The 25,196-nt window shown below is 37.5% G+C and carries 26 protein-coding genes and 4 tRNA genes; 8 read left to right on the top strand and 22 right to left on the bottom strand.

Annotated features, from left to right (window positions below; all coding sequences use genetic code 11):
* Nucleotides 1-10: 10 nt before the first annotated feature.
* Nucleotides 11-100 (top strand) — tRNA-Ser (locus CKV78_RS00865).
* Nucleotides 101-264: 164 nt separating this feature from the next.
* On the opposite strand, the gene CKV78_RS00860 is transcribed toward CKV78_RS00865, so the two are convergent.
* From CKV78_RS00860 to udk, 4 genes are read right to left on the bottom strand one after another with little or no spacing between them, the layout of a single operon-like run.
* Nucleotides 265-1,452, bottom strand: a complete 1,188-nt coding sequence (locus CKV78_RS00860) for a sugar transporter (protein WP_005765336.1) — start codon at nucleotides 1,450-1,452, stop codon at nucleotides 265-267.
* A gap of 3 nt (nucleotides 1,453-1,455) precedes the next feature.
* Nucleotides 1,456-2,685 carry an AsmA-like C-terminal region-containing protein gene (locus CKV78_RS00855; protein ID WP_032855682.1) on the bottom strand — a complete coding sequence of 410 codons (1,230 nt, stop codon included), beginning with the start codon at nucleotides 2,683-2,685 and terminating at the stop codon, nucleotides 1,456-1,458.
* A gap of 1 nt (nucleotide 2,686) precedes the next feature.
* The gene (dcd, locus tag CKV78_RS00850) at nucleotides 2,687-3,271 is read right to left on the bottom strand and encodes a dCTP deaminase (RefSeq protein WP_005765332.1); all 585 of its coding nucleotides are present in this window, start codon (nucleotides 3,269-3,271) and stop codon (nucleotides 2,687-2,689) included.
* Nucleotides 3,272-3,282: 11 nt separating this feature from the next.
* Nucleotides 3,283-3,933, bottom strand: a complete 651-nt coding sequence (gene udk, locus CKV78_RS00845; protein ID WP_005765330.1) for a uridine kinase — start codon at nucleotides 3,931-3,933, stop codon at nucleotides 3,283-3,285.
* A 225-nt stretch (nucleotides 3,934-4,158) separates the two neighbouring features.
* Here udk and CKV78_RS00840 point away from each other — a divergent pair, with 225 nt between their 5' ends.
* From CKV78_RS00840 to fbpC, 5 genes are all read left to right on the top strand, one after another.
* Nucleotides 4,159-5,196, top strand: coding sequence for an ABC transporter substrate-binding protein (locus CKV78_RS00840; RefSeq protein WP_005765328.1), 1,038 nt, complete (start codon nucleotides 4,159-4,161; stop codon nucleotides 5,194-5,196).
* 8 nt (nucleotides 5,197-5,204) lie between these two features.
* Entirely contained in the window at nucleotides 5,205-6,233 is a 1,029-nt protein-coding gene (locus CKV78_RS00835; protein WP_005765325.1) for an ABC transporter substrate-binding protein, read from the top strand.
* Between the two features lie 12 nt (nucleotides 6,234-6,245).
* Nucleotides 6,246-7,280 carry an ABC transporter substrate-binding protein gene (locus tag CKV78_RS00830; protein WP_005765322.1) on the top strand — a complete coding sequence of 345 codons (1,035 nt, stop codon included), beginning with the start codon at nucleotides 6,246-6,248 and terminating at the stop codon, nucleotides 7,278-7,280.
* Between the two features lie 161 nt (nucleotides 7,281-7,441).
* Nucleotides 7,442-9,511 (top strand): ABC transporter permease, encoded by a 2,070-nt coding sequence (locus CKV78_RS00825; protein WP_005765318.1) that lies wholly within the window; start codon nucleotides 7,442-7,444, stop codon nucleotides 9,509-9,511.
* Nucleotides 9,512-9,526: 15 nt separating this feature from the next.
* On the top strand, nucleotides 9,527-10,576 hold the full coding sequence (fbpC, locus tag CKV78_RS00820) for a ferric ABC transporter ATP-binding protein (protein ID WP_005765317.1): 1,050 nt from the start codon (nucleotides 9,527-9,529) through the stop codon (nucleotides 10,574-10,576).
* Between the two features lie 51 nt (nucleotides 10,577-10,627).
* Here the strand turns inward: fbpC and rsmC are convergent, their stop codons facing one another.
* Nucleotides 10,628-11,614 (bottom strand): 16S rRNA (guanine(1207)-N(2))-methyltransferase RsmC, encoded by a 987-nt coding sequence (rsmC, locus tag CKV78_RS00815; RefSeq protein ID WP_005765313.1) that lies wholly within the window; start codon nucleotides 11,612-11,614, stop codon nucleotides 10,628-10,630.
* A gap of 76 nt (nucleotides 11,615-11,690) precedes the next feature.
* Here rsmC and CKV78_RS00810 point away from each other — a divergent pair, with 76 nt between their 5' ends.
* The gene (locus tag CKV78_RS00810; protein WP_005765311.1) at nucleotides 11,691-12,107 is read left to right on the top strand and encodes a DNA polymerase III subunit psi; all 417 of its coding nucleotides are present in this window, start codon (nucleotides 11,691-11,693) and stop codon (nucleotides 12,105-12,107) included.
* Nucleotides 12,101-12,544: a ribosomal protein S18-alanine N-acetyltransferase gene (gene rimI, locus CKV78_RS00805; RefSeq protein WP_005765309.1), complete on the top strand. Its 444-nt coding sequence runs from the start codon at nucleotides 12,101-12,103 to the stop codon at nucleotides 12,542-12,544. The genes CKV78_RS00810 and rimI overlap by 7 nt, the downstream gene beginning before the upstream one ends.
* Nucleotides 12,545-12,608: 64 nt before the next feature.
* Here the strand turns inward: rimI and recC are convergent, their stop codons facing one another.
* The 17 genes from recC to cydB form a co-directional block, all read right to left on the bottom strand.
* Nucleotides 12,609-15,986 (bottom strand): exodeoxyribonuclease V subunit gamma, encoded by a 3,378-nt coding sequence (gene recC, locus CKV78_RS00800; RefSeq protein WP_032855711.1) that lies wholly within the window; start codon nucleotides 15,984-15,986, stop codon nucleotides 12,609-12,611.
* Nucleotides 15,987-16,056: 70 nt separating this feature from the next.
* A complete protein-coding gene (locus tag CKV78_RS00795) occupies nucleotides 16,057-16,359 on the bottom strand; it encodes a DUF5374 domain-containing protein (RefSeq protein WP_005765304.1) in 303 nt (100 codons plus the stop codon).
* Entirely contained in the window at nucleotides 16,343-17,038 is a 696-nt protein-coding gene (locus CKV78_RS00790; protein ID WP_032855681.1) for a DUF2572 family protein, read from the bottom strand. Before CKV78_RS00790 ends, CKV78_RS00795 begins: the two co-directional genes overlap by 17 nt.
* Nucleotides 17,039-17,042: 4 nt before the next feature.
* Nucleotides 17,043-17,747 carry a hypothetical protein gene (locus tag CKV78_RS00785; protein WP_005765299.1) on the bottom strand — a complete coding sequence of 235 codons (705 nt, stop codon included), beginning with the start codon at nucleotides 17,745-17,747 and terminating at the stop codon, nucleotides 17,043-17,045.
* Nucleotides 17,747-18,274 (bottom strand): pilus assembly FimT family protein, encoded by a 528-nt coding sequence (locus CKV78_RS00780; protein ID WP_005765297.1) that lies wholly within the window; start codon nucleotides 18,272-18,274, stop codon nucleotides 17,747-17,749. The genes CKV78_RS00785 and CKV78_RS00780 overlap by 1 nt, the downstream gene beginning before the upstream one ends.
* 190 nt (nucleotides 18,275-18,464) lie before the next feature.
* Nucleotides 18,465-18,540, bottom strand: a tRNA-Lys gene (locus CKV78_RS00775).
* A 30-nt stretch (nucleotides 18,541-18,570) separates the two neighbouring features.
* A tRNA-Lys gene (locus tag CKV78_RS00770) sits at nucleotides 18,571-18,646 on the bottom strand.
* Between the two features lie 40 nt (nucleotides 18,647-18,686).
* A tRNA-Lys gene (locus CKV78_RS00765) sits at nucleotides 18,687-18,762 on the bottom strand.
* Nucleotides 18,763-18,967: 205 nt separating this feature from the next.
* Nucleotides 18,968-19,423, bottom strand: coding sequence for a peptidoglycan-associated lipoprotein Pal (gene pal / locus CKV78_RS00760; protein ID WP_005765295.1), 456 nt, complete (start codon nucleotides 19,421-19,423; stop codon nucleotides 18,968-18,970).
* 18 nt (nucleotides 19,424-19,441) lie between these two features.
* On the bottom strand, nucleotides 19,442-20,740 hold the full coding sequence (gene tolB, locus CKV78_RS00755) for a Tol-Pal system beta propeller repeat protein TolB (RefSeq protein ID WP_005765293.1): 1,299 nt from the start codon (nucleotides 20,738-20,740) through the stop codon (nucleotides 19,442-19,444).
* Nucleotides 20,741-20,815: 75 nt separating this feature from the next.
* A complete protein-coding gene (gene tolA, locus CKV78_RS00750; RefSeq protein ID WP_005765291.1) occupies nucleotides 20,816-21,889 on the bottom strand; it encodes a cell envelope integrity protein TolA in 1,074 nt (357 codons plus the stop codon).
* A 16-nt stretch (nucleotides 21,890-21,905) separates the two neighbouring features.
* Entirely contained in the window at nucleotides 21,906-22,328 is a 423-nt protein-coding gene (gene tolR / locus CKV78_RS00745; RefSeq protein WP_005765289.1) for a colicin uptake protein TolR, read from the bottom strand.
* A gap of 74 nt (nucleotides 22,329-22,402) precedes the next feature.
* Nucleotides 22,403-23,092, bottom strand: a complete 690-nt coding sequence (gene tolQ / locus CKV78_RS00740; RefSeq protein ID WP_005765286.1) for a protein TolQ — start codon at nucleotides 23,090-23,092, stop codon at nucleotides 22,403-22,405.
* 18 nt (nucleotides 23,093-23,110) lie between these two features.
* Nucleotides 23,111-23,521 carry a tol-pal system-associated acyl-CoA thioesterase gene (gene ybgC, locus CKV78_RS00735; protein ID WP_005765284.1) on the bottom strand — a complete coding sequence of 137 codons (411 nt, stop codon included), beginning with the start codon at nucleotides 23,519-23,521 and terminating at the stop codon, nucleotides 23,111-23,113.
* A gap of 126 nt (nucleotides 23,522-23,647) precedes the next feature.
* The gene (gene ybgE, locus CKV78_RS00730; protein ID WP_032855680.1) at nucleotides 23,648-23,935 is read right to left on the bottom strand and encodes a cyd operon protein YbgE; all 288 of its coding nucleotides are present in this window, start codon (nucleotides 23,933-23,935) and stop codon (nucleotides 23,648-23,650) included.
* Between the two features lie 4 nt (nucleotides 23,936-23,939).
* Nucleotides 23,940-24,038, bottom strand: coding sequence for a cytochrome bd oxidase small subunit, CydX/CbdX family (locus CKV78_RS00725; protein WP_081442246.1), 99 nt, complete (start codon nucleotides 24,036-24,038; stop codon nucleotides 23,940-23,942).
* A 12-nt stretch (nucleotides 24,039-24,050) separates the two neighbouring features.
* Nucleotides 24,051-25,187, bottom strand: coding sequence for a cytochrome d ubiquinol oxidase subunit II (gene cydB, locus CKV78_RS00720; protein ID WP_005765280.1), 1,137 nt, complete (start codon nucleotides 25,185-25,187; stop codon nucleotides 24,051-24,053).
* Nucleotides 25,188-25,196: the final 9 nt, after the last annotated feature.

The following is a 25,196-nucleotide window of genomic DNA, read 5'->3' as shown; positions in this document are numbered from 1 at the left end:
TGTTCAAAATGGTGAGATGTCCGAGTGGTTGAAGGAGCACGCCTGGAAAGCGTGTATATGCGAAAGTGTATCGAGGGTTCAAATCCCTCTCTCACCGCCATTTTTAATACCAATTTTTTTACCTTCTTATAAAAATCCCATTTCTTTCCCATACTCACTTTATTTGTATCTCATTTCGACTAATATTCTAAAATAAAAGTGCGGTAAAAACTTTTAAGATTTCGACCGCACTTTTATTGAATAATTAATAGAAAAATTAGTAGGTTAGCTACGTTGCAATGGTTTATACCGATAGCGTAAATGAATAGTAAGGAAGATAACTAATCCGCATAAAGCAAATAATGCACCTGATAAACCTATATTTTCCAAGCCTACTTGTTGCATTACTAAATTACCTAATAACGCTCCACCACCGATACCAATATTATAAATGCCTGAATAAATCGCCATTGCGACATCTGTTGCATCAGGTGCTAGTTGCAACACTCGGATTTGCAAGCTCAAGCCGATACCTGAAATTCCAATCCCCCATAAGAAAGTAAGTAAAAACATTGACCATTGATTACCTCTAAAAAGGTGTAATAAAGCTAATGATAAGACGAGAATTACCATTGAAATAGTCAAAAATTTTGCGGGTCCATAATTATGAAAACGGTTAAATAATAAACTTGCCGTAATACCAGAGAAACCAAAAACTAATAAAATAATTGTCGTCATATTCCCTGTCATTTGTCCAATTTTAAGCATAAAAGGCTCAACATAACTGTATGCTGTAAAATGTGCTGAAATAATGATAATAGTTAACGTATATAATCCCACTAATAGAGGGCGCTTAAATAGCATTGGAATACTTTTTAGTGAGCCCGCATTTTTACTTGGCAAGTGTGGTAATAATTTATAAAGCAGAATCAGAATAATAAATGAGATCAAGGTAATTGCGGCAAAAGTAGCGCGCCAACCTAGAGATTGTCCAATAATTCGCCCCAATGGCAAACCCAATACCATAGCTAAAGAACAACCAATCGCAAGTAAGCCTATAGCTTGTGCTTTTTTATCTTTCGGTGCGACTCGGACAATTAACGATGTCATAATCGCCCAGAAAATGGCGTGTGCACAAGCAACTCCGATCCGACCAATTAGCAATACCCAAAAGTCCCAAGCAATAACGGAAATCACATGGCTAACGAAAAATAAGGCAACTAATTTTAGTAATAAACTACGACGTTCTAAATTAGCCGTCATTAGCATAAAGGGCAACGATAATAAGGAAACGATCCAAGCATACACAGTAATCATTAGCCCTGTTTGAGAAATTGGCATTTCAAAGCTAGCGGCAATATCGGAAAGTAATGCGACAGGAATAAATTCGGTAGTATTAAAAATAAATCCAGCGGCAGCAAGTGTCAGTACACGAGCGAATTTTATCCGCTTTACGGTTTCAATAGTTAACATACATTATCGGAATTTTTCTTTTAGGATAGTTTTCAACTGATGGCGGAAATTTTTATTAAATTCGACTTTATATTGGGGTGAATGGCAGTTATCAAAAAAACGAATTGGTAATTGGAAATAATCATATTCTAACTGGCTTAAACCTAAATTTAAGGTAATATCACATTGCATTGTTGCTAAGTCTGCGCTGCCATTACCAGTTACGGTAATATATTTTGTTTTAAGCACAAGTTGATTTAACCACGCATTATTTTTATCCCATTTGACATTAGCAGTCATAGAATCAAATGAAGTATCCGTATTTTTTTCTTTTAACGGCTGTTCATCAATATTTATAGGTAAATATTTTTTCACTAAAGTAAGCAAATTTAATCCTTTCAATTCACCTTGTTGTACTGAAATATTAAACTCGCCATTTTTAGCTTGATTTTCATATACCATCAGATCCCCCACCAATGCTGTGGTACCAGAGATTAATAGAGGTAAATCAAGCACTTTCAGCCACTGTTCTGCAATAATATTTTCCCCTTGAATATGTATTTTTTTAGCTGATATCGAATCTGATTGTGCATTCAACGTAAAAGTCGATGAAGAACGTTGATTTAAGTAGTCAATTTGACCATTTAACTCAAGCACTCTAGGTGAGTTCATATTCAGTTGTGCTTTCAAGAACGGAAAATCTTCGCCATTTAAACGTACATAATCCCATTGAAACTGGTATTGCAAGTGGGCTATACGAAGAATTTCACCTTTAGCAATAGAAAGCTTGATTTGTTTCGTGTTAAGTAAAATTGGTTTATCAAAACGAATATTCACTTCTGCATTTGCAAAAGAAAATCTTTGAGTATCAAGAAAAAAATCACCTGTAATTTCGCCATTAATTTTGCTAAATTCAGGTTCTTTCTTTTCATTTGACCACAATTTTGCGTTTTCAAAACTCAATTTTCTCACCGCATTTTGTGGTTGGAATAATGACCAAAAGTCCAGCTCTAAATGCAATTTCTCTGCAAAAATAGACCGCACTTTAGCATCCTTTTGAGGATTATCCCAATTAGCATTAGATAATGTCAATTGAGTGTTAGGATAAAGATCAAAATCAAGCGTTTGAAAAATAATATTCTGTTGCTTCAAGCGCTGTGTCAACTCATCATTCACTCGTTGTAATTGCACATAACCCACTATGCACACTAAAACAATCATTACACTGAAAGCAACAATGAGTTTTTTCCACATTTTATTTATCCTCATCAATTCGGCTAGCAACCGCACTTTGCTGATTTTTATATTTAGCATTTTTACGACTACTATATGGGCGTGCTGCTGAACCGCTTAATACTTCAAAGCTCAAGGCACCGATTACCATATTAGGACGTAGAGCTAGGGGTAACTTACCGGAATTAAAAAACTCTAGTACTATACGACCTTCCCAACCTGGATCAATACGATGTGCAGTCACATGTACCATTAAACCTAAACGAGCCAGAGAAGAGCGACCATCTAACCAACCAATAATATTGGCAGGTAATTTTACGGACTCTAGTGTTGTTGCGAGAGCCAATTCACCTGGGTGTAAAAAGAAAGCTTCATTATCTTCAATCAGAATCTCTTCACTCATCACAGATTCTAGCTGTGCGGAGACTTCTTCTTTCGGCCCGCTTAAATCAATAAAAGGTGCAGAATGTTCACGAAAAACACGGAAAGAGTTACCTAAACGTACATCAATGGTTGCTCCATTAATTTTGTCATTTTCAGGACGAGGGGTCAGTGAAATGATGCCTTCATCTAAATAACGCTCAATATCAGTATCACATAATCTCATCGTAAGTTTCCTTAGCGTTTAGCTAGTAATTGTCTAATTTGCGCCTTTAACATATTAATGGCGATACGGTTTTTCCCACCTCGAGGAATGATAATATCCGCATATTGTTTAGAAGGTTCAATAAATTGCAAGAACATTGGTCGCACGGTTTTGCGGTACTGTTCTACAACAGACTCAAGCGAACGCCCACGTTCTTTCATATCTCTCTGTAAACGACGAATAAAACAAATATCTAACGGTGCATCAACGAATACCGAAACGCTCACTTCATCGCGTAAACGTTCATCAGTCAGCAATAAAATACCTTCAAGGATAATTACTTTTTTCGGCTCAAAATGAGTAATTTCATCAGTACGTGTATGATCTACATAGCTATAAACGGGGATATCAACTGCTTTTCCCGCTTTTAATGTTTTGAGGTGCTCGATCAGAAGATCTCGATCCATTGAATTTGGGTGGTCATAATTAGTTTTGATGCGTTCTTCAAATGCAAGGTGACTTTGATCTTTGTAGTAAGAATCTTCAGAAATAATACCAATTTCTTCACAACCTAACTCATCACAAAGCTCACGATGAACAGTAGAGGCAATTAAACTTTTTCCTGATGCTGAAGCACCAGCAATCGCAATAATAATACTAGATGAAGGGATTGAATTTGGCATATTTGATAACCTAAAAGAACTGTAAATTTATTCTGTAAATTATAAAGAAAAAAATACCATTTTGATAGCAAGTAATACCGGATTACTGCAAAAAAGCAGCCTATCTGCTACTTTATCTTGATTTTGTGATAACTCTCACGGTATTCCTTTCATCTTTCAGGTAGCATTTGAATTTTAATGTAAACCTATTCCATCTATTACAATTGACTTAGAGAGGTATTTAATATGAGACTTAATAAATTTACACTTGCAATTTCAACCGCACTTTTAAGTATCACTGTATTTGTAAGCAATGCTAATGCGAAAGGTCGCCTCGTGGTTTATTGTAGTGCAACCAATGAAATGTGTGAGGCTGAAATGAAGGCCTTTGGTGAAAAACACGATGTCAAAACTTCTTTTATTCGTAACGGCTCAGGCAGTACATTCGCTAAGATCGAAGCTGAAAAAAACAACCCTCAAGCAGATGTTTGGTATGGCGGTACTTTCGATCCCCAATCTCAAGCAGGTGAATTAGGCTTACTTGAAGCATATCGTTCGCCAAATGTGGATCAAATTATACCACGCTTCCAAGACCCAGCTAAAATAAAAGGTAACTACACCTCTGCAATTTATATGGGAATTTTAGGTTTTGGTGTAAATACCGAGCGTTTAAAAAAACTTGGTATAAATGACGTACCAAAATGTTGGAAAGATTTAACTGACCCACGCCTTAAAGGTGAAATTCAAATTGCAGACCCACAAAGTTCTGGCACAGCTTATACAGCAATTGCAACTTTTGTTCAACTGTGGGGAGAAAGTGGTGCATTTGATTACTTCAAACAACTCCATCCAAACATTTCACAATACACTAAATCGGGTATCACTCCATCAAATAATACCGCTCGCGGTGAATCAACAATCGGTATTGGTTTCTTACACGATTATGCATTACAAAAACAACAAGGTGCACCAATCGAAATGATTGTACCTTGTGAAGGAACCGGTTATGAACTTGGTGGTGTAAGTATTCTAAAAGGCGCACGTAACTTAGATAATGCTAAACGCTTTGTGGACTGGGCATTATCAAAAGAAGGTCAAGAATTAGCGTGGAAACAAGGTAAAAGTTTACAAATCTTAACAAACACAACTGCAGAACAATCACCGACAGCATTCGATCCAACTAAACTCAACTTAATCAATTATGATTTTGAAAAATATGGTGCGGCAGAAGAACGCAAACGCTTAATCAGCAAATGGGTTGAAGAAGTGAAATTGAATAAATAGGAGTACCTATGAACACTTTCAAAATTTCCACTATTTCGACCGCACTTTTATTCGGTAGCGCACTTCTAGCATTACAAGCTAATGCAGAAGGACGCCTGACGGTTTATTGTAGTGCTCAAAATGTTGTGTGTGAAAAAGCGGTACAGGGGTTCGAAAAAAAATATGATGTAAAGACCTCTTTTATTCGCAATAGCTCTGGCAGCACCCTGGCTAAAATCGATGCAGAAAAAAATAACCCGCAAGCTGATGTATGGTATGGTGGCCCGTTTGATACCCACCAACAAGCGATTGAATTAGGATTATTAACCCCATATAAATCTTCAAAAATTTCGGAGGTAATGCCTCAATTCCAATCACTAGGCAATGGTTATAGTTCTATTGTTTATATGGGAGTATTAGGCTTTGGTGTGAACACTGAGCGTTTGAAAAAGTTAGGAATCAATGAGGTGCCAAAATGTTGGAAAGACTTACTTGATCCGCGCTTTAAAAATGAAATTCAAATTGCCGATCCACAAAGTTCTGGTACTGCTTACACAGCGATAGCGACATTTGTTCAACTTTGGGGTGAAGAAAAAGCGTTTGATTATTTGAAAAAAATCGATCAATACATTTCTCAGTATCCTAAAGCAGGAACAGCACCTTCACGCAATACCGCTCGTGGAGAAACTACAATAGGGATTGGTTTCTTACAAAATTATTCTTTTGAGAAAGCAAATGGTGCACCAATAGAGTTAGTTGTCCCTTGTGAAGGCACGGGTTATGAGCTTGGTGGAATCAGTATCATCAAAGATGCACGTAATTTAAAAAATGCACAATTATTTGCTGACTGGGTGATGTCTAAAGAAGCACAAGAATTATCGTGGAAAGAAGCACAATCACATCACGTACCAACGAACGTCAATGCTGCACCTTCACCTTATGCACTCAAACCAAATGAACTCAATTTGATCAATTATGACTTTGATAAATTTGGTTCAAATGAAATGCGAAACCACCTCATCAACAAATGGGTTGATAAAATCAAGCTCAATAAGTAACGAGGAGTTAGAATGAAAAAATTCAAAATTTCTACTATTTCGACCGCACTTTTATTCGGTAGCGCACTTCTAGCATTGCAAGCTAATGCAGAAGGACGCCTGACTGTTTATTGTAGTGCGCAAAATACAATGTGTGAGCAAGAAGTTGAGGCTTTTGGTAAAAAGCACAATGTAAAAGTTAGTCACATTCGTGCTGGGACTGGGGCGATTTTGGCACGCATTGAAGCGGAGAAAGAAAATCCACAAGGTGATGTGTGGTACGGTGGTACTTTAGATCCACATTCACAAGCAGGTGAAATGGGGCTTTTAATACCTTATAAATCGCCTAACTTGAAATTTATTCCCGCTGAATTACAAGATCCTGCAAAACGAAAAGGACATTACACCTCTGCGATTTATTTAGGTGTGTTAGGCTTTGGTGTAAATACTGAGCGTTTAAATAAATTAGGTATTCCAGTTCCTAAATGCTGGAAAGACTTAATAGATCCTCGATTGAAAAATGAAATTCAATCTGCAGATCCACAAAGTTCTGGTACAGCTTATACCGCACTAGCTACCTTTATTCAGCTTTGGGGTGAGGAAGAAAGCTTTAAATATCTCAAAGCATTGCATAAAAATGTATCGCAATATACTAAATCCGGAAATACTGCGACACGCAACACAGCACGAGGCGAAGCCTCAATTGGTATCGGTTTCTTACACGAACACTCTATCGAGAAAGAAAAAGGTGCACCAGTTGAATTAATCGTACCTTGTGAAGGCACTGGCTATGAAATCGGTGGCGTGAGTGTGATTAAAGGCGCTCGCAATTTGGAAAATGCAAAACTCTTTGTGGATTGGGCTCTTTCACAAGAAGCACAAGAATTATCTTGGCAAAAAGGGGAAACTCACCAAATTTTGACGAACACTGAAGCGAAACAATCTCCATATTCATTAGATTTTAAATCGATTAATTTAATTGATTATGATTTTGACAAATATGGTTCATCAGAAGAAAGAAAACGCTTAATCAAAAAATGGGTTGATGATGTAAAACTTGCACAATAAATTGCGTTGTTTTCCTTATCAAAAATGAACAATCAAATAAAACTGACTAATCGTTATAATAATTGATGATATATTCAGTGTTATTTGATAAATTCTTCATTCAATAGCGTTTTTTCGCTATTGAATGAAATGTCTTACTGCTTATTAATTAGAGGTTTTTTATGAGGCAGAATAAACTATTTACGTGTAATCCTGCTTTACTTTGGATGCTCTTTGCTTGGTTAGGCTTTATATTATTGCCCTCCAAAGCACTCGATTATGGCTTATTAGATTCGACATCTGATGAGCTATTTGAGGCGATGGGTTGGTCAACCCTAAACCTCAGTTGGCTTTGGTTTCTACCAATGCTTCTCTTCCCACTTTTCTCTTTACTTTTCCCTCAACAAGACTCTGACTCACAAACTCGCCGAGCAAAATTTGAATTAGGTGCGGTAATTAGTATTTTCTTATTCGTATTTATTTCAGCGACTGCTACGGATTTTAGTTTAGGGTATTCGATCATTATTTTAATGATTGCACTTTTAGCTTTAGCAACTGATGCATTGGCAAAACTAAAAGTGATGCAAGGTGATAAATTTGTTATCGCCTCTTTGATTGCGATCGTGATGAGTATTTCCTTCTTTATTGTTTATCCAACATTTGCAATCTTGCTTTCAATGTTCTTCGATAAAGGGGAATTTCAACCTGAGCAAGTGCTCTCTATTGTTCAGCAGCCGTATGTGGCACGCGTGGTTGGAAACTCACTCGCAGTGTCTTCGACAGTTGGAATTTTATCCACATTCTTTGGTTTAGCCTTCGCTTTATATACTACAAGAATTGCTAAGCGCACTGCATTTATCGGTAAAATTTTCTCTATTTTACCTATCGTAACACCACCTTTCGTAGTTGGTCTTGGGGTAACTTTAATGCTTGGCCGTTCAGGCTATGTGACCGCTTTCCTAGTGGAGTATTTAGGTTTCAGCAGTAACTGGCTTTATGGTTTCACAGGTATTGTAATTGCACATACACTCGCCTTAACACCAATGTCATTTATGATTTTAGAAGGTGCATTAAAATCTATTCACCCCTCGATTGAAGAAGCAGCTTACACATTACGTTCAAACCGTTATCAAGCGTTTTGGCATATTATTTTCCCATTATTAAAACCAGCACTTGCTAACTCATTCTTAGTAGTAGCCATTCAATCCTTGGCAGACTTTAGTACACCGTTAGTGCTTGGTGGTAGCTTCGACGTGATTGCAACACAGATTTATTTTTATATTGCAGGTTCACAACTAGATTACGCTTCAGCAAGTACGCTCGGTACCATCTTATTAATGTTCTCACTTGCGATTTTCGTGGTGCAATATTTATGGATTGGTAAACGCTCATACGTAACCGTTTCAGGTAAATCTTATCGTGGCGAAGTGCAAGAATTGCCAAATCTACTTAAAATGTTGATCATTACTTTCCTTGCAATCTGGATCATCTTCAATGTGGTGCTATACGGCAGTATTTTCTATGGTAGCTTTACAGTTAACTGGGGGGTTGACTACACATTAACACTCAAAAACTACGAAACATTATTCGGACAAGGCTTTAGTGATGGTGCTTGGCCATCATTGATCCAAACCGTAATTTTCGCAGCAAGTGCGGCTCCAATTACTGCATTATTTGGTTTATTGATTGCCTACATTACAGTGCGTCGTGAGTTTAAAGGTAAGAAAACATTAGAGTTCTTAACGCTACTCTGCTTTGCTGTACCGGGTACAGTGGCTGGGGTGTCTTATATCATCGCCTTCAATAGCTCACCAATTTACTTAACCGGTACTGCAATGATCATCGTTCTTTCAATGGTAATGCGTAATATGCCAGTGGGTATGCGTGCTGCAATTGCAGGTTTAGGACAACTCGATAAATCACTCGATGAAGCCTCACTATCATTAAAAGGCAGCTCATTGAAAACCATTTGGTACGTGGTGTTCCCACTATTGAAACCAGCCTTGTTATCTGCATTAGTGACCAGTTTCGTTCGCTCAATGACAACAGTAAGTGCGATTATCTTCTTAGTGACTGCAGATACTCGTGTGGCAACATCATACATTTTGAACCGCGTTGAAGACGGCGAATATGGTATCGCTATCGCTTATGGTTCAATCCTCATTGTCGTGATGATGTCGATTATTTTGTTCTTTGACTGGATAGTGGGTGATACCCGCATTTCACGTTCGAAAGCGAAAAAAATGAATTAATATAGGTAGTTGAATATGAGTAATAATGATTTCTTAGTATTAAAAAATATCACTAAAGCTTTCGGCAAAGCAGTGGTAATTGATAACTTAAACCTAAATATTAAACGTGGCACAATGGTGACTTTATTAGGTCCATCTGGTTGTGGTAAAACAACAGTGCTACGTTTAGTCGCAGGTTTAGAAAGCCCAACGTCAGGACAAATTTTCATTGATGGTGAAGATGTTACAAAATCATCCATTCAAAATCGTGATATTTGTATCGTGTTCCAGTCCTATGCCTTATTCCCACATATGTCGATTGGCGATAATGTAGGTTACGGTTTAAAAATGCAAGGCGTAAGCAAAGAAGAGCGCCAGCAACGTGTGAAAGAAGCATTAGAATTGGTGGATTTAGCAGGCTTTGAAGAGCGCTATGTGGATCAAATTTCAGGAGGTCAACAACAACGTGTAGCACTCGCGAGGGCACTTGTTCTCAAACCGAAAGTTTTATTATTTGATGAGCCTTTAAGTAACCTTGATGCTAACTTACGCCGTTCAATGCGTGAGAAAATTCGTGAATTACAACAACGTTTAGGCATTACATCTCTTTACGTCACGCACGACCAAACTGAAGCATTTGCAGTTTCGGATGAAGTTATCGTGATGCATAAAGGTAAAATTATGCAGCAAGCGCCAGCGAAAGAATTGTACTTACGTCCAAACTCATTGTTCTTAGCGAACTTTATGGGCGAATCAAGTATCTTCAAAGGCACTGTTCATCAAAATCAAGTAACCGTCAACGGCTATCAATTCACGCTTGCGACAGCATCGCAATTTGGATTAGCTGATGGCGATTGCTTAGTTGGTATTCGCCCTGAAGCTGTGATACTCAAGCAAATAGGTGAAGAATCGCAACGTTGTACGATTAAAAGTGCTGTCTATATGGGCAATCATTGGGAAATAGTGGCAAATTGGGGTGGTAACGATTTATTAATTAACACTAACCCAGAGCAATTTGATGCAAATCAGAAAGAAGCTTATGTGCATTTAACGGAGCATGGTGTCTTCTTACTCAAACCTGAATAACATAAACTTAAATAGCAAAAAGGCGGATTGAATATCCGCCTTCTTTTTTTATTAATATCTCACTGAATATACTTTAAATTTGTTGGTCTTTGCTAACACCTGATGCGAACCAAAATGCTTATCTAGTAAATCAGGGTAAGGTAAAAACGCATTAGCTACGATACGCAATTCACCACCTTGAGTTAAATGCCATTTTGCTTTGCTGATTAACTCACTCACTGCACGATAGGCGGTATCAACACCGTCGTGGAATGGCGGATTCGAAATAATTAAATCAAATTTTCCTTCAATATGAGAGAACACATCACTCGCTAGCACATCAGCTTCCAGTTTATTTTCCGCTAATGTACGTTTTGCCGAAGCCAATGCCATTGCGTGAATATCCGTCATTATCACTTGTGTTTTTGGATTTTGTTGCTTGATATAAGCGCCAATTACGCCCGCACCACAGCCAAGATCCAACACTTTGCCACGAATAGATTGATCGATTGTCGATAACAGTAAGTCTGTTCCCGCATCTAATTCATTTGCACTAAACACGCCCGGCAAGCTATACACTGTGAGATCTTGAAGTTTAGAATGTTGGTAAGTTTTCCAATGCTTTTCTAACTCAAAGTGCGGTGGATTTTTGAGAGAAAAATGATACAACCCACAACGGCGTGCAGAATCAATTTTCGCAATATCACCATAAGGCTCTAGCATTTTCTCTGCTGAGCGAACACCACAGCGATTTTCCCCAATAATTAAAACCTCTTGCCCAACTTCAGATTGAGATAATAAATGCATTAATTGAAACTGCACTTCTTGTTTGTTCTTGCTCCAATAGAAAACGATCAAATCAGCGTTAACATTACATTCTACACTGAAATTTACTGATTGATGCTGGTTAGCATAATCAAAATACCAGCTCCAAACATCAACACGTTGAGCTGAAACTTGTTGTGGGAAATGATCATTAATTCCACCAGCAAAAAGCACGGATTTATTAGCAAAAAAATGGGGATGGCGTTGTAAGACTTGGCTCTCAAGAGAAATCACGCTGTTAATCCTATGGGTTATTGGTTAAAATTACCAGCATTATAAAAGAAAAACCAATCCCGATGAAGAAAATAGAATGAATAGACGCGATCTTATGCTACAAGAAATGGGTATTACCCAGTGGCAATTAAAACACCCAGAACGCTTAAAAGGCGTTGTGAATATTGTTTTAAGCGAGCATATTCGTTTAATTATCGTTTGCGATAGTGAAATTGCCTCAAACTCAGCATTGCTAAAAGATGTTCTGCTCAGCTTATCGTTAAATGAGCAAGAATATATATGTGTAGATTTCCAACAAGCACAGCACCTTAAACCAACACAAAAACTGAATTATTGGTTACTCAGCGAAAATCACGAAAAAATTGACCGCACTTTATCCCTTTGCCATCAAGCCAACAGCATTTGGCAAACCACAGACTGGCAACAATTTAAGCAAGATCATCAAGCCAAGCGCCAACTCTGGAAACAAATTCAAACGAGTCCACAATGTTAACAATTCAAACAATTAAAGAAACTGATTTTGACCGTCTATTTGAAATTGAACAAGCTGCACACATCACACCTTGGACAATGGGAACGCTAAAAAATACGCACGGCGACCGCTATGTGAATTTAAAATTATTACAAGATGACAACATTGTCGCATTTGCTATCTGCCAAACAGTGTTAGACGAAGCGACCCTATTTAATATTGCGGTTGAACCATCACAACAAGGCAAAGGCTTAGGGAAAATGCTATTATTAGATTTAATCGAAAGGCTCAAAGCTCGCCGGATTATGACTTTATGGCTGGAAGTCAGAGAATCCAACCACATAGCTAAAACACTTTACGAACAACTGGGTTTCAATGAAGTGGATATCCGCAAGAATTATTATCCAACCAAAGATAATAAGCGCGAAAATGCCATTGTAATGGCGTTATATCTCTAAATAAAACAATAAATTACCCAATAAAAAAGCACTCTTCATTGAGTGCTTTTTGCTTTTCCATCTCTTACTCAAGATGATCAATCATTAATGCAAACCAAGATTTAGTGCGCTCATTAATCTCTTTAATTAAACTGTCATCAAACTGCTGTTGATCGAATACACGTTTCCAATATACATCGCCCGAGCTCATATATCCGCCCTCAGCAATAGCTTTTAATTTCTGTAAAAATACAGAAGAATTTTCCGCACTTTCGCCCGCCATTGCATCTAAATAAGAGGAAATGTCTGTGGTAGGTACAATTTGCAACTGTTGATAAGTTTGCAAATAGCTTTCAATATAAACCAATAACTGATTAATTGCTTGCTCTCGAACTGTAAATTCCTCTACCATCTCTAGCGGTTTGAAAGTTTGTTCTTCATTTTTACCATAATAAATTGGAGGTTGGACAATGTCTTCACTCATTGCGCATTGTGCAAGGTAATAAATCCAACTTTCAATACAATGTTTGTCTTTCACACTGCCCACTCGCCAACTCACTCGATGGTTATAATATAAGCGGTCAATATTCCCGACTAAACGCACTTTCCCCTTGCTGGTTTTCAAGGTCAAATCCACTGATTGAATTTGATAATCTTGTTGTAAATAATCGGCAATTTTTTCTTTTAATTCCTGAACCGCCTCTTTCTGTTTATTCGCATAAATATTCGCAAATTCACCTCTCGGCAAGGCACCTTTAATTTTGAGTTGTGCAAAGAAAGTATCCGTTTCATCTTCATCACAATACAGCAACGCATCATTAATCTGATATTGTTCTAAAGCATCTAAACTGAAATTTTCTGTATCAGCAATACTTTCATCTAAGCCCGTTAGATACACTCCTAAACGACGCTTAAAGAAAAAAGCCACTGGATTTTGCACAAAATCTATCAATTCAGACAATCTAATTTCGCGGTCATCGTCCAATAACATTTGCTCAATTGGTTGAATGAAATTCTCAAATTGGTTTGCATTTTCACGATTGGCTAATGGCAACCACTGTTTGGCAAAAGAGCGGTCATTTTTCGTAAAGTTTTCTGGACTAAATGCTGTCATTGGATGTTGCTGCACTAAGTGCTCACGCCAATTTTTATCGTCATTCTGAGCCAGTTTCTCTGCCACATAATCCAATAATTGGCTCACTAACACAGAAGGCTCTTTTGCTTGATTGTCTATAATGGAACGTCCAACAAAGCTCACATAAAAATACTCTTGTGCAGAAAGCAATGCTTCTAAGAAAAGATAGCAGTCATCATCTCGACGAAAACGATCCCCTTTACGACGATCATGTTTCATTAAGTCAAAACTATTTGGTGTTTGTTGACGAGGATATTCACCATCATTCATTCCCAATAAGCACACCACTTTGAATGGAATTGAACGCATAGGCAATAGCGTGCAGAAATTCACTTTGCCTGCTAAAAACCTCATTGTGTTTGGGTCATCTTCCAAAGCTGAGGCCAGCATATCTGCAATCACATCAATATTGATATTTTCAGCAAAATGTGTTTGCTGAATCTGAGCAATAGATTGCTCAATCACGTCTTGAATATATAGCAAAGTTGCTGAATTATCTTCGTCTGAATCGAAAAAGTTCGCCAAAAGTGCGGTCAAATTTTCTTGCCAATTTAAAGCAAGTTGTGGCTGTTGCATTTGTTCATACCAATCCGACAAACAAGTAATAAACTCCGCAAGTTTGCCAGCTAATTGACCACCCAAACCATAGCTGTTATCAAAGCCCAGACTGTCTTGCCAAATACCATTTTCTTCTCTCATCGCATAGCCTAACAACATCCGCTCAAGCCCTGCTTGCCATGAATTGTAATTGGTTTGTTGGCTATCCGTTGTTTTCTCTAAACCAAAACGAATGCCTGCATTTACAACCCAATGATGTACTTGCTCCAAATCAGTCAAATCAATTTGAAACTTGTTGCGAATAGCAGGAATGTCCAATAAGGCTAAAACTTCTTCCGCAGTAAATTGAGCCTCACGCATTTTTAATAAATGAATGAAACTTGCAATCAGCACGTCATTCTCAGAGAGTTTATTATCTGAAATCGAAAACGGAATACTCGACTTATCATTTCGTTTTTTTTGCCCAAACACAGCTTGAATATAAGGCGTGTAGCGATCAATATTCGCCACCATTACCACTACATCTTTCGGTGTAATCTCTGGATTATTTTGGAATAAATGCAATAGATAATCTTGCAACACTTCCACTTCTCGCATTGGACTATGGCAAGAATGGAAAGTTAAAGAGCGGTCATTTTCTGTGAAATTTAAACCGGTGTTACCATCTAAACGTAAAATTCGAGCTTGCACTTGCGACAATAAATTACGTTCAGAAAGATCAGTATAAGCCTCAACGCTGTTTACATTCTCTGATTGCTCAAGATCTGTCAGTAAATATAAGAAATCACGCCCTAATTTTCCCCAGCTAGAGAGCAACGGATGCCCTTCTAAGATTTCCTCATCTGTTGCAGTTTGCTCAAGAGCTTTTGTAGGATCTTCTTGATAAATTGCGTGAGATTGTTGGTTGTAATAAGAAATACGTTGCATTTGTGCCAATTTATGACGGAATTTGTGATCGACCAAATCCCCCCAATATTCACGGCAACCATTAGTAAAAAATAAATGCACATCACAATGATAGCTTAACGCTTTAAATGTTTCCAAGTAACCAATCGGCAAGGCTGAAATACCAAAGATAAATAAACGTTTAGGGATATTTTTGGGTGAATCTTGCTGTAAAAAGGACAGAAATTGTGTGTGCAAATAGGCACGATGCACTACATTTTCGTTTTGTGTTTCAGCTTGAATATCTTGCACTAAAGCACGCCATAAACTCGCCTGCCAACGCACATCTTGCACAATTTGTTGCAATATAGGATCATCATTAGCAGGTAGTTTTTGTGTAAGTTTTTGCACGACCATATCATCTTGCCCACTCTCCCACGCTTTCAGCCATTCAGGACGATAAACTAAGTATTGGTCAAATAGATCGGCAATTTTATGGACAAGTTGGTAGAGTTTATACTGCTCAGATTGCGCAGAATACGCCAAATAATGGCGTAACGTACTAAATGATTGGCCAGATAAATAATTAGGTACTAAACGCATAAAACGCCAAGTCATTGATGTTTTGTTGAATTGGCTTTGTTCTTCGACTTGTGGCAAATTATCTAAATATTGTTGCCAAATAAAGCTCGCTGGCATTGGAAATTTAATATTACTTGCTATCCCTTTTTTTTGCGCTATTTGCCATTTTAGCCATTGCGCCATTCCGGGACTTTGTACTAAAACCACTTCAGACTGAAAAGGATCATCTAACGTATTTTCCATTATCTTTAACAAAATTTCTTTTTGTACATCCAAATCGTTAGAGTAATAAACATTAAACACAATATGCCTCATCCATTCCCATTATTTATGACAGGTATTGTTTCGCAGATTTTCATCTATCGCAAGTATTTTACAGAGTAATTTCCCCCAATTGATAACGAATAGAAATGTGCGTTTCTCTGCATTCAATCAAAAATATTAAATTGTTCTGATGCACTTGTTGTTCACAATCTAGTCCCAAAAATTGACGTTGTTTTTGATTTTCAGCAATCTGAATTGCCTGCAAATATTGATACATTTGCATCATACTTTGCCGATGATGTGCGGACCAATGTATAACACTCAAAGCAATACTACTAAATAAAGCCAACGCTACTAAAAACGAAACTACTCCAATACCTTTGTATTGGTAAATCTTAAAAGTCAAAATCATTCCAACTTTTCTCCGCCAATTTCCAACGACTTAACTTCTGCCCCCAATAGGCTACGCTCGCTTTTCGATAACTGACGTTAATTGTATCATCTAAGGTTAATTTACCTGCCGTAATAATCGCTCCTGTCACTTTTCCTTTTCCCCTTAAATACAAATCCCCTTCTGCTACAATAACACCATTGAAATTGCTTGTTAAATAGCACTCTGTTTGTTGTTTTGAAAACCAATAAAAGTGTGGTGATTTTTCAGTAAGAATTTCTACCTGCTTTTTTGAAAATAAAGCAGAAAACTCAGCAATATAATTTGTATGAATAAATTTTCTTAAATCCCCTTGATTAATACCACGTTTAGGCAAAGTATGAAATAATGCTAATCGATGACACAAAGTATAATGTGTAATGGCGTTTTCCTTTTCTTCTGTTCGAAAACTCAAACGATAGATATTACCCTCTTGGTCTAAAGGTAAGTTTTCACAAAAAGCTTTTGCTTTCTCTTTTGATAACTGCTGCAACTGCAAGTGCTGTTTAATATAATGTAAACGTTGCCCTGCCTTGTTGGAATATAACCTTAATAAATCATCTTCAAATAGCATTAAAGCAAACAATACACTAGATAAAATGACTAAAATAGCTAAGGTTGCAATGCCTCTTTGTATCAATGAAAATGGATATTTAATCATTTTTCTATTCTTGATTAAGTAATGGAATAACAGCACTAGTTCCATAAACAATCTCAGGCTGTTGTCTTAATCCACCTCTCAAAGTTACTAATACACCTTTTTGTTCAGCGATCCATTGAAAAGCCAAGTGGATAATACGATATTTTTGCGCATCTAATAAATCTACCCATCCCCCATAATGACAAGCCTCTTTCTGCAAATATTTCTGACATTCTGTAAAAACACAGCGAGAATTAACTGCACTTTTATACATTAAACGGGTTTCAATCATATTTTGATTTAGCCGATAACCAAATAACTCACGCTCAATATGTTGTGTTTGATTATGGTCATTTTGGACACATTGCTTACCTTTAAAGGCACCACCTAAACAACCATTTCTATCCAGATCATAGAAAAAGAGCAAACAATCGTCTTTTTGATTGTCTTGCATTGAGAACATCACCACACTTTGTCCATTTCCTTGCTCAAACAAAGAGAAATTATTGTGTATCACTTTATCGGATACTGCCCGAAATCCTGCTCGTCTGACATCTTTTGCAATTAGCTGAAGGATAGAGTGCAATTCCGATTGTAATGTCAAAGTATCCAATATCTTTTTATTTTGTTGCTGGCTTTGTACATAGAAGGAAACTATTACTAAAATTAACAAGCTCGAAAGAAAAAGGGAAAAAAGTAAATTAAATAAGATTTGCCCTCGATATAACATCAATCCTCCCCATCATTTTCACAAGCACCGCTTTCTTGTGCCTTCTTCAATTTGATACTACCCACATTAAACAAAGAAAATACAACTTTTTCCTTATTAGATGACAGAGTAAAACACGCAGTAGAAAGCGTATCCCGAATACCACTTAGCCGAGTTATTTCAAAAGGGAAATAATTCTTTGTATTGATCATTGTCTTATGAGGGAAATGTGGATAATAAAACTGTGCCGAAAGATCCGATGAGCAATGTTGTGGCGATAAACAATCACAAAGCTGTTCACTTTTCATTTGAGCGGTTAAACACCAGCGTTTATGCAAAAAATCGCGGCTTGCAATCAAAAACCACACTTGTTGAGAATTAGACACCCTTGATTGCAATTGCCGTAAAAACAAAGCAAGTTTTTCTTGTTCTTTTTCTAATATACGCTGATGTCCCAACTTTGACCAAGTGGGATAAATAGAAAGTAACAGAGCAGAAATCAACATAAGCGCAATCATTAATTCCAATAAGGTAAATCCTTTTTTCACAATTTTTCCTTTTTGAATCGCACTTTACTGAATCAAAAAAGAGAAAGATAGACAACAGAGGAAAGGTTGGAATGTAGATCGCAAAAATTACTTTTTACAAACGTAAAATGTATGGAAATTCTTTAAATAATAAAGAGACTAATACAGTGATGTAATTTAATTTTATAATTTTCAATAAATTGGTAAGTAGTGGTGGGTCGTGAAGGATTCGAACCTTCGACCAACGGATTAAAAGTCCGCTGCTCTACCGACTGAGCTAACGACCCGTAGGTATTTCATTACGAGGTGTTTAAAAGTGGTGGGTCGTGAAGGATTCGAACCTTCGACCAACGGATTAAAAGTCCGCTGCTCTACCGACTGAGCTAACGACCCGTTGCATTTTATTGCATTGGCTATGTTACTAATTTGTAAGTGGTGGGTCGTGAAGGATTCGAACCTTCGACCAACGGATTAAAAGTCCGCTGCTCTACCGACTGAGCTAACGACCCATTTACATATCATTGCGTAACGGAGGCTTATAATACTGATTTTATCTCAATAATCAATAAAAATTTTTATTTTTTTGTTTATTTGAATAAATAGCCACCAAAAGAAGTTTATTCTACCCTATATACCACATTTCTTAAATAGAGTAGGGATAAATTTTAGACATAAAAAAACTGGGTTCGAAAACCCAGTTTTTTGAAATCCAAATTAGTATGCTAACACAGCACGACGGTTTTTAGAGTATGCAGCTTCATCGTGACCTAACACAGCTGGTTTCTCTTCACCGTAAGAAACTGTTGATACTTGACCTGCTTGAACACCTTTGGCAGATAAGTAGTTTTGTACTGCATCTGCACGACGTTGACCTAAAGCGATGTTGTATTCTGGAGTACCGCGCTCATCAGTGTTACCTTCAACAACGACTTTAGTTGCTGGAGTTGCACTTAAGTATGCAGCGTGAGCATCTAAGATTTGAACATATTCACCTTCGATGTTGTATTTATCAAAACCGAAATAAACAGTGTTGTAACGTTGTTGTAAATCTTGAACAGAGTAGCCACCGAAAGTTTGACCAGCTGCAGATTCTTCTTTTTTAGAAGAGCCACAAGCAGCTAATACAGCAACAGAACCAGCAACTAGCAATACTTTAGTTAATTTTTTCATGTATTCTCCTTAGAGTTTTTATTTAGTTAAATATGGTGACCAAGCTGGGAATTTAACTTGTCCATCATTTCCTGGTAACCGTGCTTTAAAACGCCCATCAGCGGATACCAATTGTAGCACTTTTCCTAATCCTTGGGTAGAGCTGTAAATAATCATAATCCCATTTGGTGAAATACTTGGGCTTTCATCTAAGAAAGTTGAACTCAATACTTCAGTACTACCTGAAACTAAGTCTTTTTTAATAATATTATCACCACTGATCATAATTAAAGTGCTACCATCGGCAGTAATTTGGCCACTATAACTGCGACCACCTGCACTTACCAATGATGCGCCACCACCAGTAGCACTCATTTGATAAACTTGCGGAGAGCCGCTTCTATCAGATGTGAACACAATTGTTTGTCCATCAGGAGACCAAGACGGTTCAGTATTATTGCCTGCACCACGAGTCAACTGTGCAATTTGTCCACTACCTAAATTCATAACATAGATGTTCAATACACCATCTTGTGATGATGCAAATGCTAATCTCGAACCATCTGGTGAGAATGCAGGTGCACCATTATGTCCTTTAAATGATGCAACAACTTTACGTGCACCAGAACCAAGATCTTGAACAACTAATTGAGATTTTCTATTTTCAAAAGAAACGTAAGCTAATTTTTTACCATCGGCAGACCAAGCTGGTGACATTAATGGCTGCGAGCTACGATTCACAATAAATTGATTAAAACCGTCATAGTCAGATACTCGCACTTCATAAGGTTGCGAGCCACCATTTTTTTGCACGATATATGCAATACGTGTTCTGAAAGCACCTTTGATGCCAGTTAATTTTTCAAACGTTTCATCACTTACAGTATGTGCGCCATAACGTAACCATTTGTTGGTCACTGTATATTGGTTTTGTGCTAATACTGCACCTGCTGAGCCTGTCGCGCCAATAGTATCAACTAATTGATATGCGATATTAAAACCGCCATTTGCAGGGGTCACTTGACCAACAACAACAGCATCAATCCCCAAAGAAGCCCAAGCCTCTGGATTCACTTCAGCCACAGATGTTGGTTGTTGTGGCATACGATTGACGGGGATTGGATTAAATTTACCACTGTTACGTAAATCAGAAGCGATAATATCCGCAATATCTGCTGGAGCAGAGCCTGGACCATTCCACTTGAATGGCACAACGGCAATTGGACGAGCGCTATCAACACCTTCATCAATAACAATTCGTACTTCTGCTTGTGCTGTTTGTAGCACTGAGAAACATAAAAGGATTAATAAACTCCATACTCGAGCTACTAATTTCATTGGAACCACCCTATTGTTTTCCTTGAATTACTTTCTATTACTGTTTTATTACAATAATAAGATGCAATACTAGCCTTATCTTAATTTAAATTCAATTGGAGATTTTTTATATTTTTGATAGATCTCATCGCTTGGTGCTGCCGGTACTTTCTTCGTCCTTGCTACCGCACTGATTGCTGCATTACAAATATCATCATCACCAGAAACACGTTGATAGCTTGCAATTGTACCATCTCTTAAGAACTCGACCTCTACGATACACACTTTATTTGCAAAGCTCGGTTCTTTTAAGAAACGACGTTGGATTTCTCGTTTGATCACTCCTGCGTATTGATCGCCCGTTTTACCGCCATCACCTGCACCTAATGCGGCACCACTACCTTGGCTACCTTGACGATTAGCATTCGATCCTTTACTTGCAGAACCGCCGCCAACATCTCCGCCATTCATAAAATCATCTAATGCAGCTTGTTCAGCTTTACGTTGAGCTGCTTCTGCTTTGGCTTTATCTGCCTTAGCTTTGGCATCAGCTTTCGCTTTTTCTGCTTTAGCTTTCGCTTCAGCATCCGCTTTTGCTTTCTCTGCTTTAGCCTTTGCCTCCGCGGCTTTTGCTTTTGCTTCTTCCTCTGCTTGTTTTGCTAATGCTGCTAAACGTTTTGCCTCTGCCTCTGCTTTTAATCTAGCCGCTTCAGCTGCCTGCTTCGCTTTTGCTTCTTCAGCTTGTTTTTGCTTTTCTAGTGCCTCTAAACGTGCTTTCTCTTCTTGCTTTTTCTGCTCTAGAAGTTGTTTTTGACGTTCTGCTTCTTTTTGTCGTTCTAGATCTTTCTGTTTTTCTAGCGCTTTTTGTTTCTCAATTTCCTGCTGACGCAGAATTTCTTGTTGGTCTGGTTTCTCTTCAACAACAGGTTCAGGCTTTTTAGGTTTATCTGTTTGACCTTTTTTCTGTTGCTGGAGTCGGCCCCATTCTTGAGCAGCAGCACCGGTATCGACCATTACTGCGCCCATTACATCACCTTCGCCTTCTCCACCACCCATAATTTCAACGCGATGATATAAAGAACCTAAGATCAACAAACCAAACAAGATAACGTGCAAAACGATCGAAATAATGACCGCACTTATATCTTTATTTTGTTGTTTACTTTGCACAATATTACCTATCTTATTAAATCGGGTTTGTCATTAATCCAACAGATTTAATACCTGCAAGATGAAGTAAATTCAATGCTTTAATGACCTCTTCATAAGGTACATCTCTTGCACCGCCAACTAAAAAGAGAGTGTTGTTATCTTTATCAAATTCTTGTTTAGATAACTGAGTCACCATCTCTTCAGTTAAACCTTCTAAGCGTTCTGAACCAATCGCCAAGCTATATTGCCCAATACCTGCCACTTCTAAGATAACTGGCACTTTATCTTCATTCGATACACTTTGACTTTCCACGGCATCAGGAAGTTCAACTTGTACACTTTGGCTAATAATCGGTGCTGTTGCCATAAAAATAAGCAACAATACTAATAACACGTCCAAAAATGGAACGATATTAATTTCGGATTTTACATCTCTGCGTTTACGACGGTAAGACATAGATACCTCTAAAACTTTCTCAAAATTGACCGCACTTCGCCTTCAAAGTGCGGTGAAATATGTCATCTTTTTGATTAATGATGGCTATTTCTACCAAACACTTGACGATGTAGAATCGTTGTAAATTCGTCAATAAAGTTACCGTAATTCTGTTCTAATTTATTGACACGTAAGCTTAAGCGGTTATAAGCCATTACTGCTGGAATCGCCGCAAATAAACCAATCGCTGTCGCAATCAATGCTTCTGCGATACCTGGAGCTACCATTTGTAACGTTGCTTGTTTTGCACCACTTAATGCCATAAATGCGTGCATAATCCCCCATACAGTACCGAATAAACCGATATATGGACTGATTGATGCAACTGTTGCTAAGAATGGTACACGAGTTTCCAAATCTTCCACTTCACGATTCATCGCAAGGTTCATCGCTCGCGTACTACCTTGAATAATTGATTCTGGTGCATCTGGATTTGCTTGTTTTAAACGAGAAAACTCTTTGAAACCAACATAGAAAATTTGCTCACTACCACTCAATCCATCACGACGGTTTTCTAAACCTTCATATAAACGATTAAGATCCTCGCCTGACCAAAAACGATCTTCAAAAGCCGCTGAATCTTTTAATGCTCTTGTCAATACACGGCTACGTTGAATGATGATAGCCCAAGACATGATTGAGAAAATAAGCAAAATTACAATAACAAGTTGAACAACAATACTCGCTTTTAGAAATAATTCTAAAAAGTTCAAATCTGCAGTCATTACATACTCCGACAACGTTTATAGATAACTTTCCAGTGCGATTTTTATCTCTTTTGGAATGGCAACTGGTTTCATTTTTCCAAGATCAACACAGGCTACCTTTACAGTAGCCTCACATAGAATCACATTTTCTTTCTTTAATAGTTGTGAAAAAAGTAGAGTTGCTCCTTTCACTGACATAATTTTTGTTTCAACTACAAGCAAATCATCTAATTTTGCAGGGAAACAATAATCAATATTCATTGTTTTGACAACAAAAGCTAGCTGTTGTTCATTTAACAGGGCTTGTTGAGAAAAATGCAGACTACGTAAATATTCTGTTCTGGCACGCTCAAAGAAATATAAATAACGTGCGTGATAAACAACGCCTCCTGCATCAGTGTCTTCATAATAGACTCGAACAGGAAAATTAAACACACTTTCACACATGATTCTTCCTTCCGATTATTAAATATATGACCACTCTAAATAGGTGGCGTATTTTAGAACTTGTATGAATGATAAGCAAGCTTTCAGCAACGTTATAGTAAAATATTTCACTTTTATCAAAAATAATTACATTACCCAAGCCAGAACAAATGCAAGTACAAAGGCAATATAACCGAGCAATGGTGAGAATAACGCTTTCCAAATTGTTGCTCGAATATCAAAACCAATTCCATGAATCCAAAACACGCCTGTTCCCCATATAATAAACAACACAATGCTTGTAGGGGCACTACGTAAATTAGTAGAAAAGTCATTGATATTCAGGAAAAAGCACAATGTAATTAAAATGGCTAATATAAATGAAAGGGTTCTTAACGAACCCTTATTAAAGATTTGATATAGATAATTAATCATTCGATTACTCATCCAATTTACCAGTTTTTTCAAGACCGATAGTGATCATTGCAGATAGCATTACCGCTAACAAAACACCCAATACCCAAATGACATAAAACATAATATTTTCTCCTTAGTATAATGAGTTCTTGTTTTCTTCGATGAATTGACTATCCAAGCGACCAAACATTTTCCAGTATGCCCAGATAGTATACGATAATAAGAAAACAACTAATACTAAAGTAAAGCCAAGCATTAAGGTTAATGTTAACTTACTTGATGTTGAATCCCACATTAACAAGCTTAACTCTGGGTGAGTAATTGATGGCATTACGAATGGGAACATTGCAATACCTGCAGTTAAAATGATACCTGCCATTGTTAATGATGAGAATAAGAACGCAAAGCCTGAGCGGTTAGCTTTAGATGCTAAGATATTTAATAGTGCACCTACAACACCAAGTAAAGGGAAAATCCATAAAACTGGCATCTCTTTATAGTTGTTGAACCAAGCCCCTACTTCAACTGCGACTGTTTTACCAAACGGCGTAGATGGTGCGTTGTGATCAACAATTGAAGTTAATACGAAACCATCTTTGAAATATAGCCATACACCAGCAAGAACAAATGTAATTAATGTTGTAACAGCACCTACCTGAGTGATTACACGCGCACGATCACGTAATTCACTAGTAGTCTTCATTTGTAACCAGGCTCCGCCTTGCGTAGTCAACATTGCAGCACTTACTAAGCCACAAAGTAATGCAAATGGGTTTAATAATGCAAAGAATGAACCAGTATATTTAACTTGTAACAATTCATTGAATTCAAATGGAACACCTTGCAATAAGTTACCAAATGCAACACCGAAAATTAATGAAGGAACGAAACCACCGACAAATAACCCCCAATCCCATAATGTACGCCAAGTTGGATTATCAATTTTAGCGCGATATTCTAACCCAACAGGGCGGAAAAATAATGCCGCTAAAACTAAAATCATAGCAATATAGAAACCTGAGAACGAGGTAGCATAAACAATCGGCCACGCCGCAAACATTGCGCCGCCCGCTGTTAATAACCAAACTTGGTTACCATCCCAGTGTGGTGCGATTGAGTTGATCATAATGCGTTTTTCAACTTCTTTTTTACCTGCGAAAGGTAATAAAGTTAAAACGCCCATATCAAAGCCATCAGTTACTGCAAAACCAATAAGCAATACACCGATCAATATCCACCAAATAAAACGTAGAATTTCATAATCAATCATAATCAGGCT

The organism is Pasteurella dagmatis (assembly GCF_900186835.1).
Classification (GTDB): domain Bacteria; phylum Pseudomonadota; class Gammaproteobacteria; order Enterobacterales; family Pasteurellaceae; genus Pasteurella; species Pasteurella dagmatis.
The sequence above is the reverse complement of the archived record's forward strand: the minus strand, read 5'-3'. Positions and strand labels throughout refer to the sequence as shown.

Coding starts and splice junctions, on each gene's coding strand:
- CKV78_RS00860 (WP_005765336.1), bottom strand. CDS start 1,452: ATGTTAACTATTGAAACCGTAAAGCGGATAAAATTCGCTCGTGTACTG.
- CKV78_RS00855 (WP_032855682.1), bottom strand. CDS start 2,685: ATGTGGAAAAAACTCATTGTTGCTTTCAGTGTAATGATTGTTTTAGTG.
- dcd (WP_005765332.1), bottom strand. CDS start 3,271: ATGAGATTATGTGATACTGATATTGAGCGTTATTTAGATGAAGGCATC.
- udk (WP_005765330.1), bottom strand. CDS start 3,933: ATGCCAAATTCAATCCCTTCATCTAGTATTATTATTGCGATTGCTGGT.
- CKV78_RS00840 (WP_005765328.1), top strand. CDS start 4,159: ATGAGACTTAATAAATTTACACTTGCAATTTCAACCGCACTTTTAAGT.
- CKV78_RS00835 (WP_005765325.1), top strand. CDS start 5,205: ATGAACACTTTCAAAATTTCCACTATTTCGACCGCACTTTTATTCGGT.
- CKV78_RS00830 (WP_005765322.1), top strand. CDS start 6,246: ATGAAAAAATTCAAAATTTCTACTATTTCGACCGCACTTTTATTCGGT.
- CKV78_RS00825 (WP_005765318.1), top strand. CDS start 7,442: ATGAGGCAGAATAAACTATTTACGTGTAATCCTGCTTTACTTTGGATG.
- fbpC (WP_005765317.1), top strand. CDS start 9,527: ATGAGTAATAATGATTTCTTAGTATTAAAAAATATCACTAAAGCTTTC.
- CKV78_RS00810 (WP_005765311.1), top strand. CDS start 11,691: ATGAATAGACGCGATCTTATGCTACAAGAAATGGGTATTACCCAGTGG.
- rimI (WP_005765309.1), top strand. CDS start 12,101: ATGTTAACAATTCAAACAATTAAAGAAACTGATTTTGACCGTCTATTT.
- CKV78_RS00795 (WP_005765304.1), bottom strand. CDS start 16,359: ATGATTTTGACTTTTAAGATTTACCAATACAAAGGTATTGGAGTAGTT.
- CKV78_RS00790 (WP_032855681.1), bottom strand. CDS start 17,038: ATGATTAAATATCCATTTTCATTGATACAAAGAGGCATTGCAACCTTA.
- CKV78_RS00785 (WP_005765299.1), bottom strand. CDS start 17,747: ATGTTATATCGAGGGCAAATCTTATTTAATTTACTTTTTTCCCTTTTT.
- pal (WP_005765295.1), bottom strand. CDS start 19,423: ATGAAAAAATTAACTAAAGTATTGCTAGTTGCTGGTTCTGTTGCTGTA.
- tolB (WP_005765293.1), bottom strand. CDS start 20,740: ATGAAATTAGTAGCTCGAGTATGGAGTTTATTAATCCTTTTATGTTTC.
- tolR (WP_005765289.1), bottom strand. CDS start 22,328: ATGTCTTACCGTCGTAAACGCAGAGATGTAAAATCCGAAATTAATATC.
- tolQ (WP_005765286.1), bottom strand. CDS start 23,092: ATGACTGCAGATTTGAACTTTTTAGAATTATTTCTAAAAGCGAGTATT.
- ybgC (WP_005765284.1), bottom strand. CDS start 23,521: ATGTGTGAAAGTGTGTTTAATTTTCCTGTTCGAGTCTATTATGAAGAC.
- ybgE (WP_032855680.1), bottom strand. CDS start 23,935: ATGATTAATTATCTATATCAAATCTTTAATAAGGGTTCGTTAAGAACC.
- CKV78_RS00725 (WP_081442246.1), bottom strand. CDS start 24,038: ATGTTTTATGTCATTTGGGTATTGGGTGTTTTGTTAGCGGTAATGCTA.
- cydB (WP_005765280.1), bottom strand. CDS start 25,187: ATGATTGATTATGAAATTCTACGTTTTATTTGGTGGATATTGATCGGT.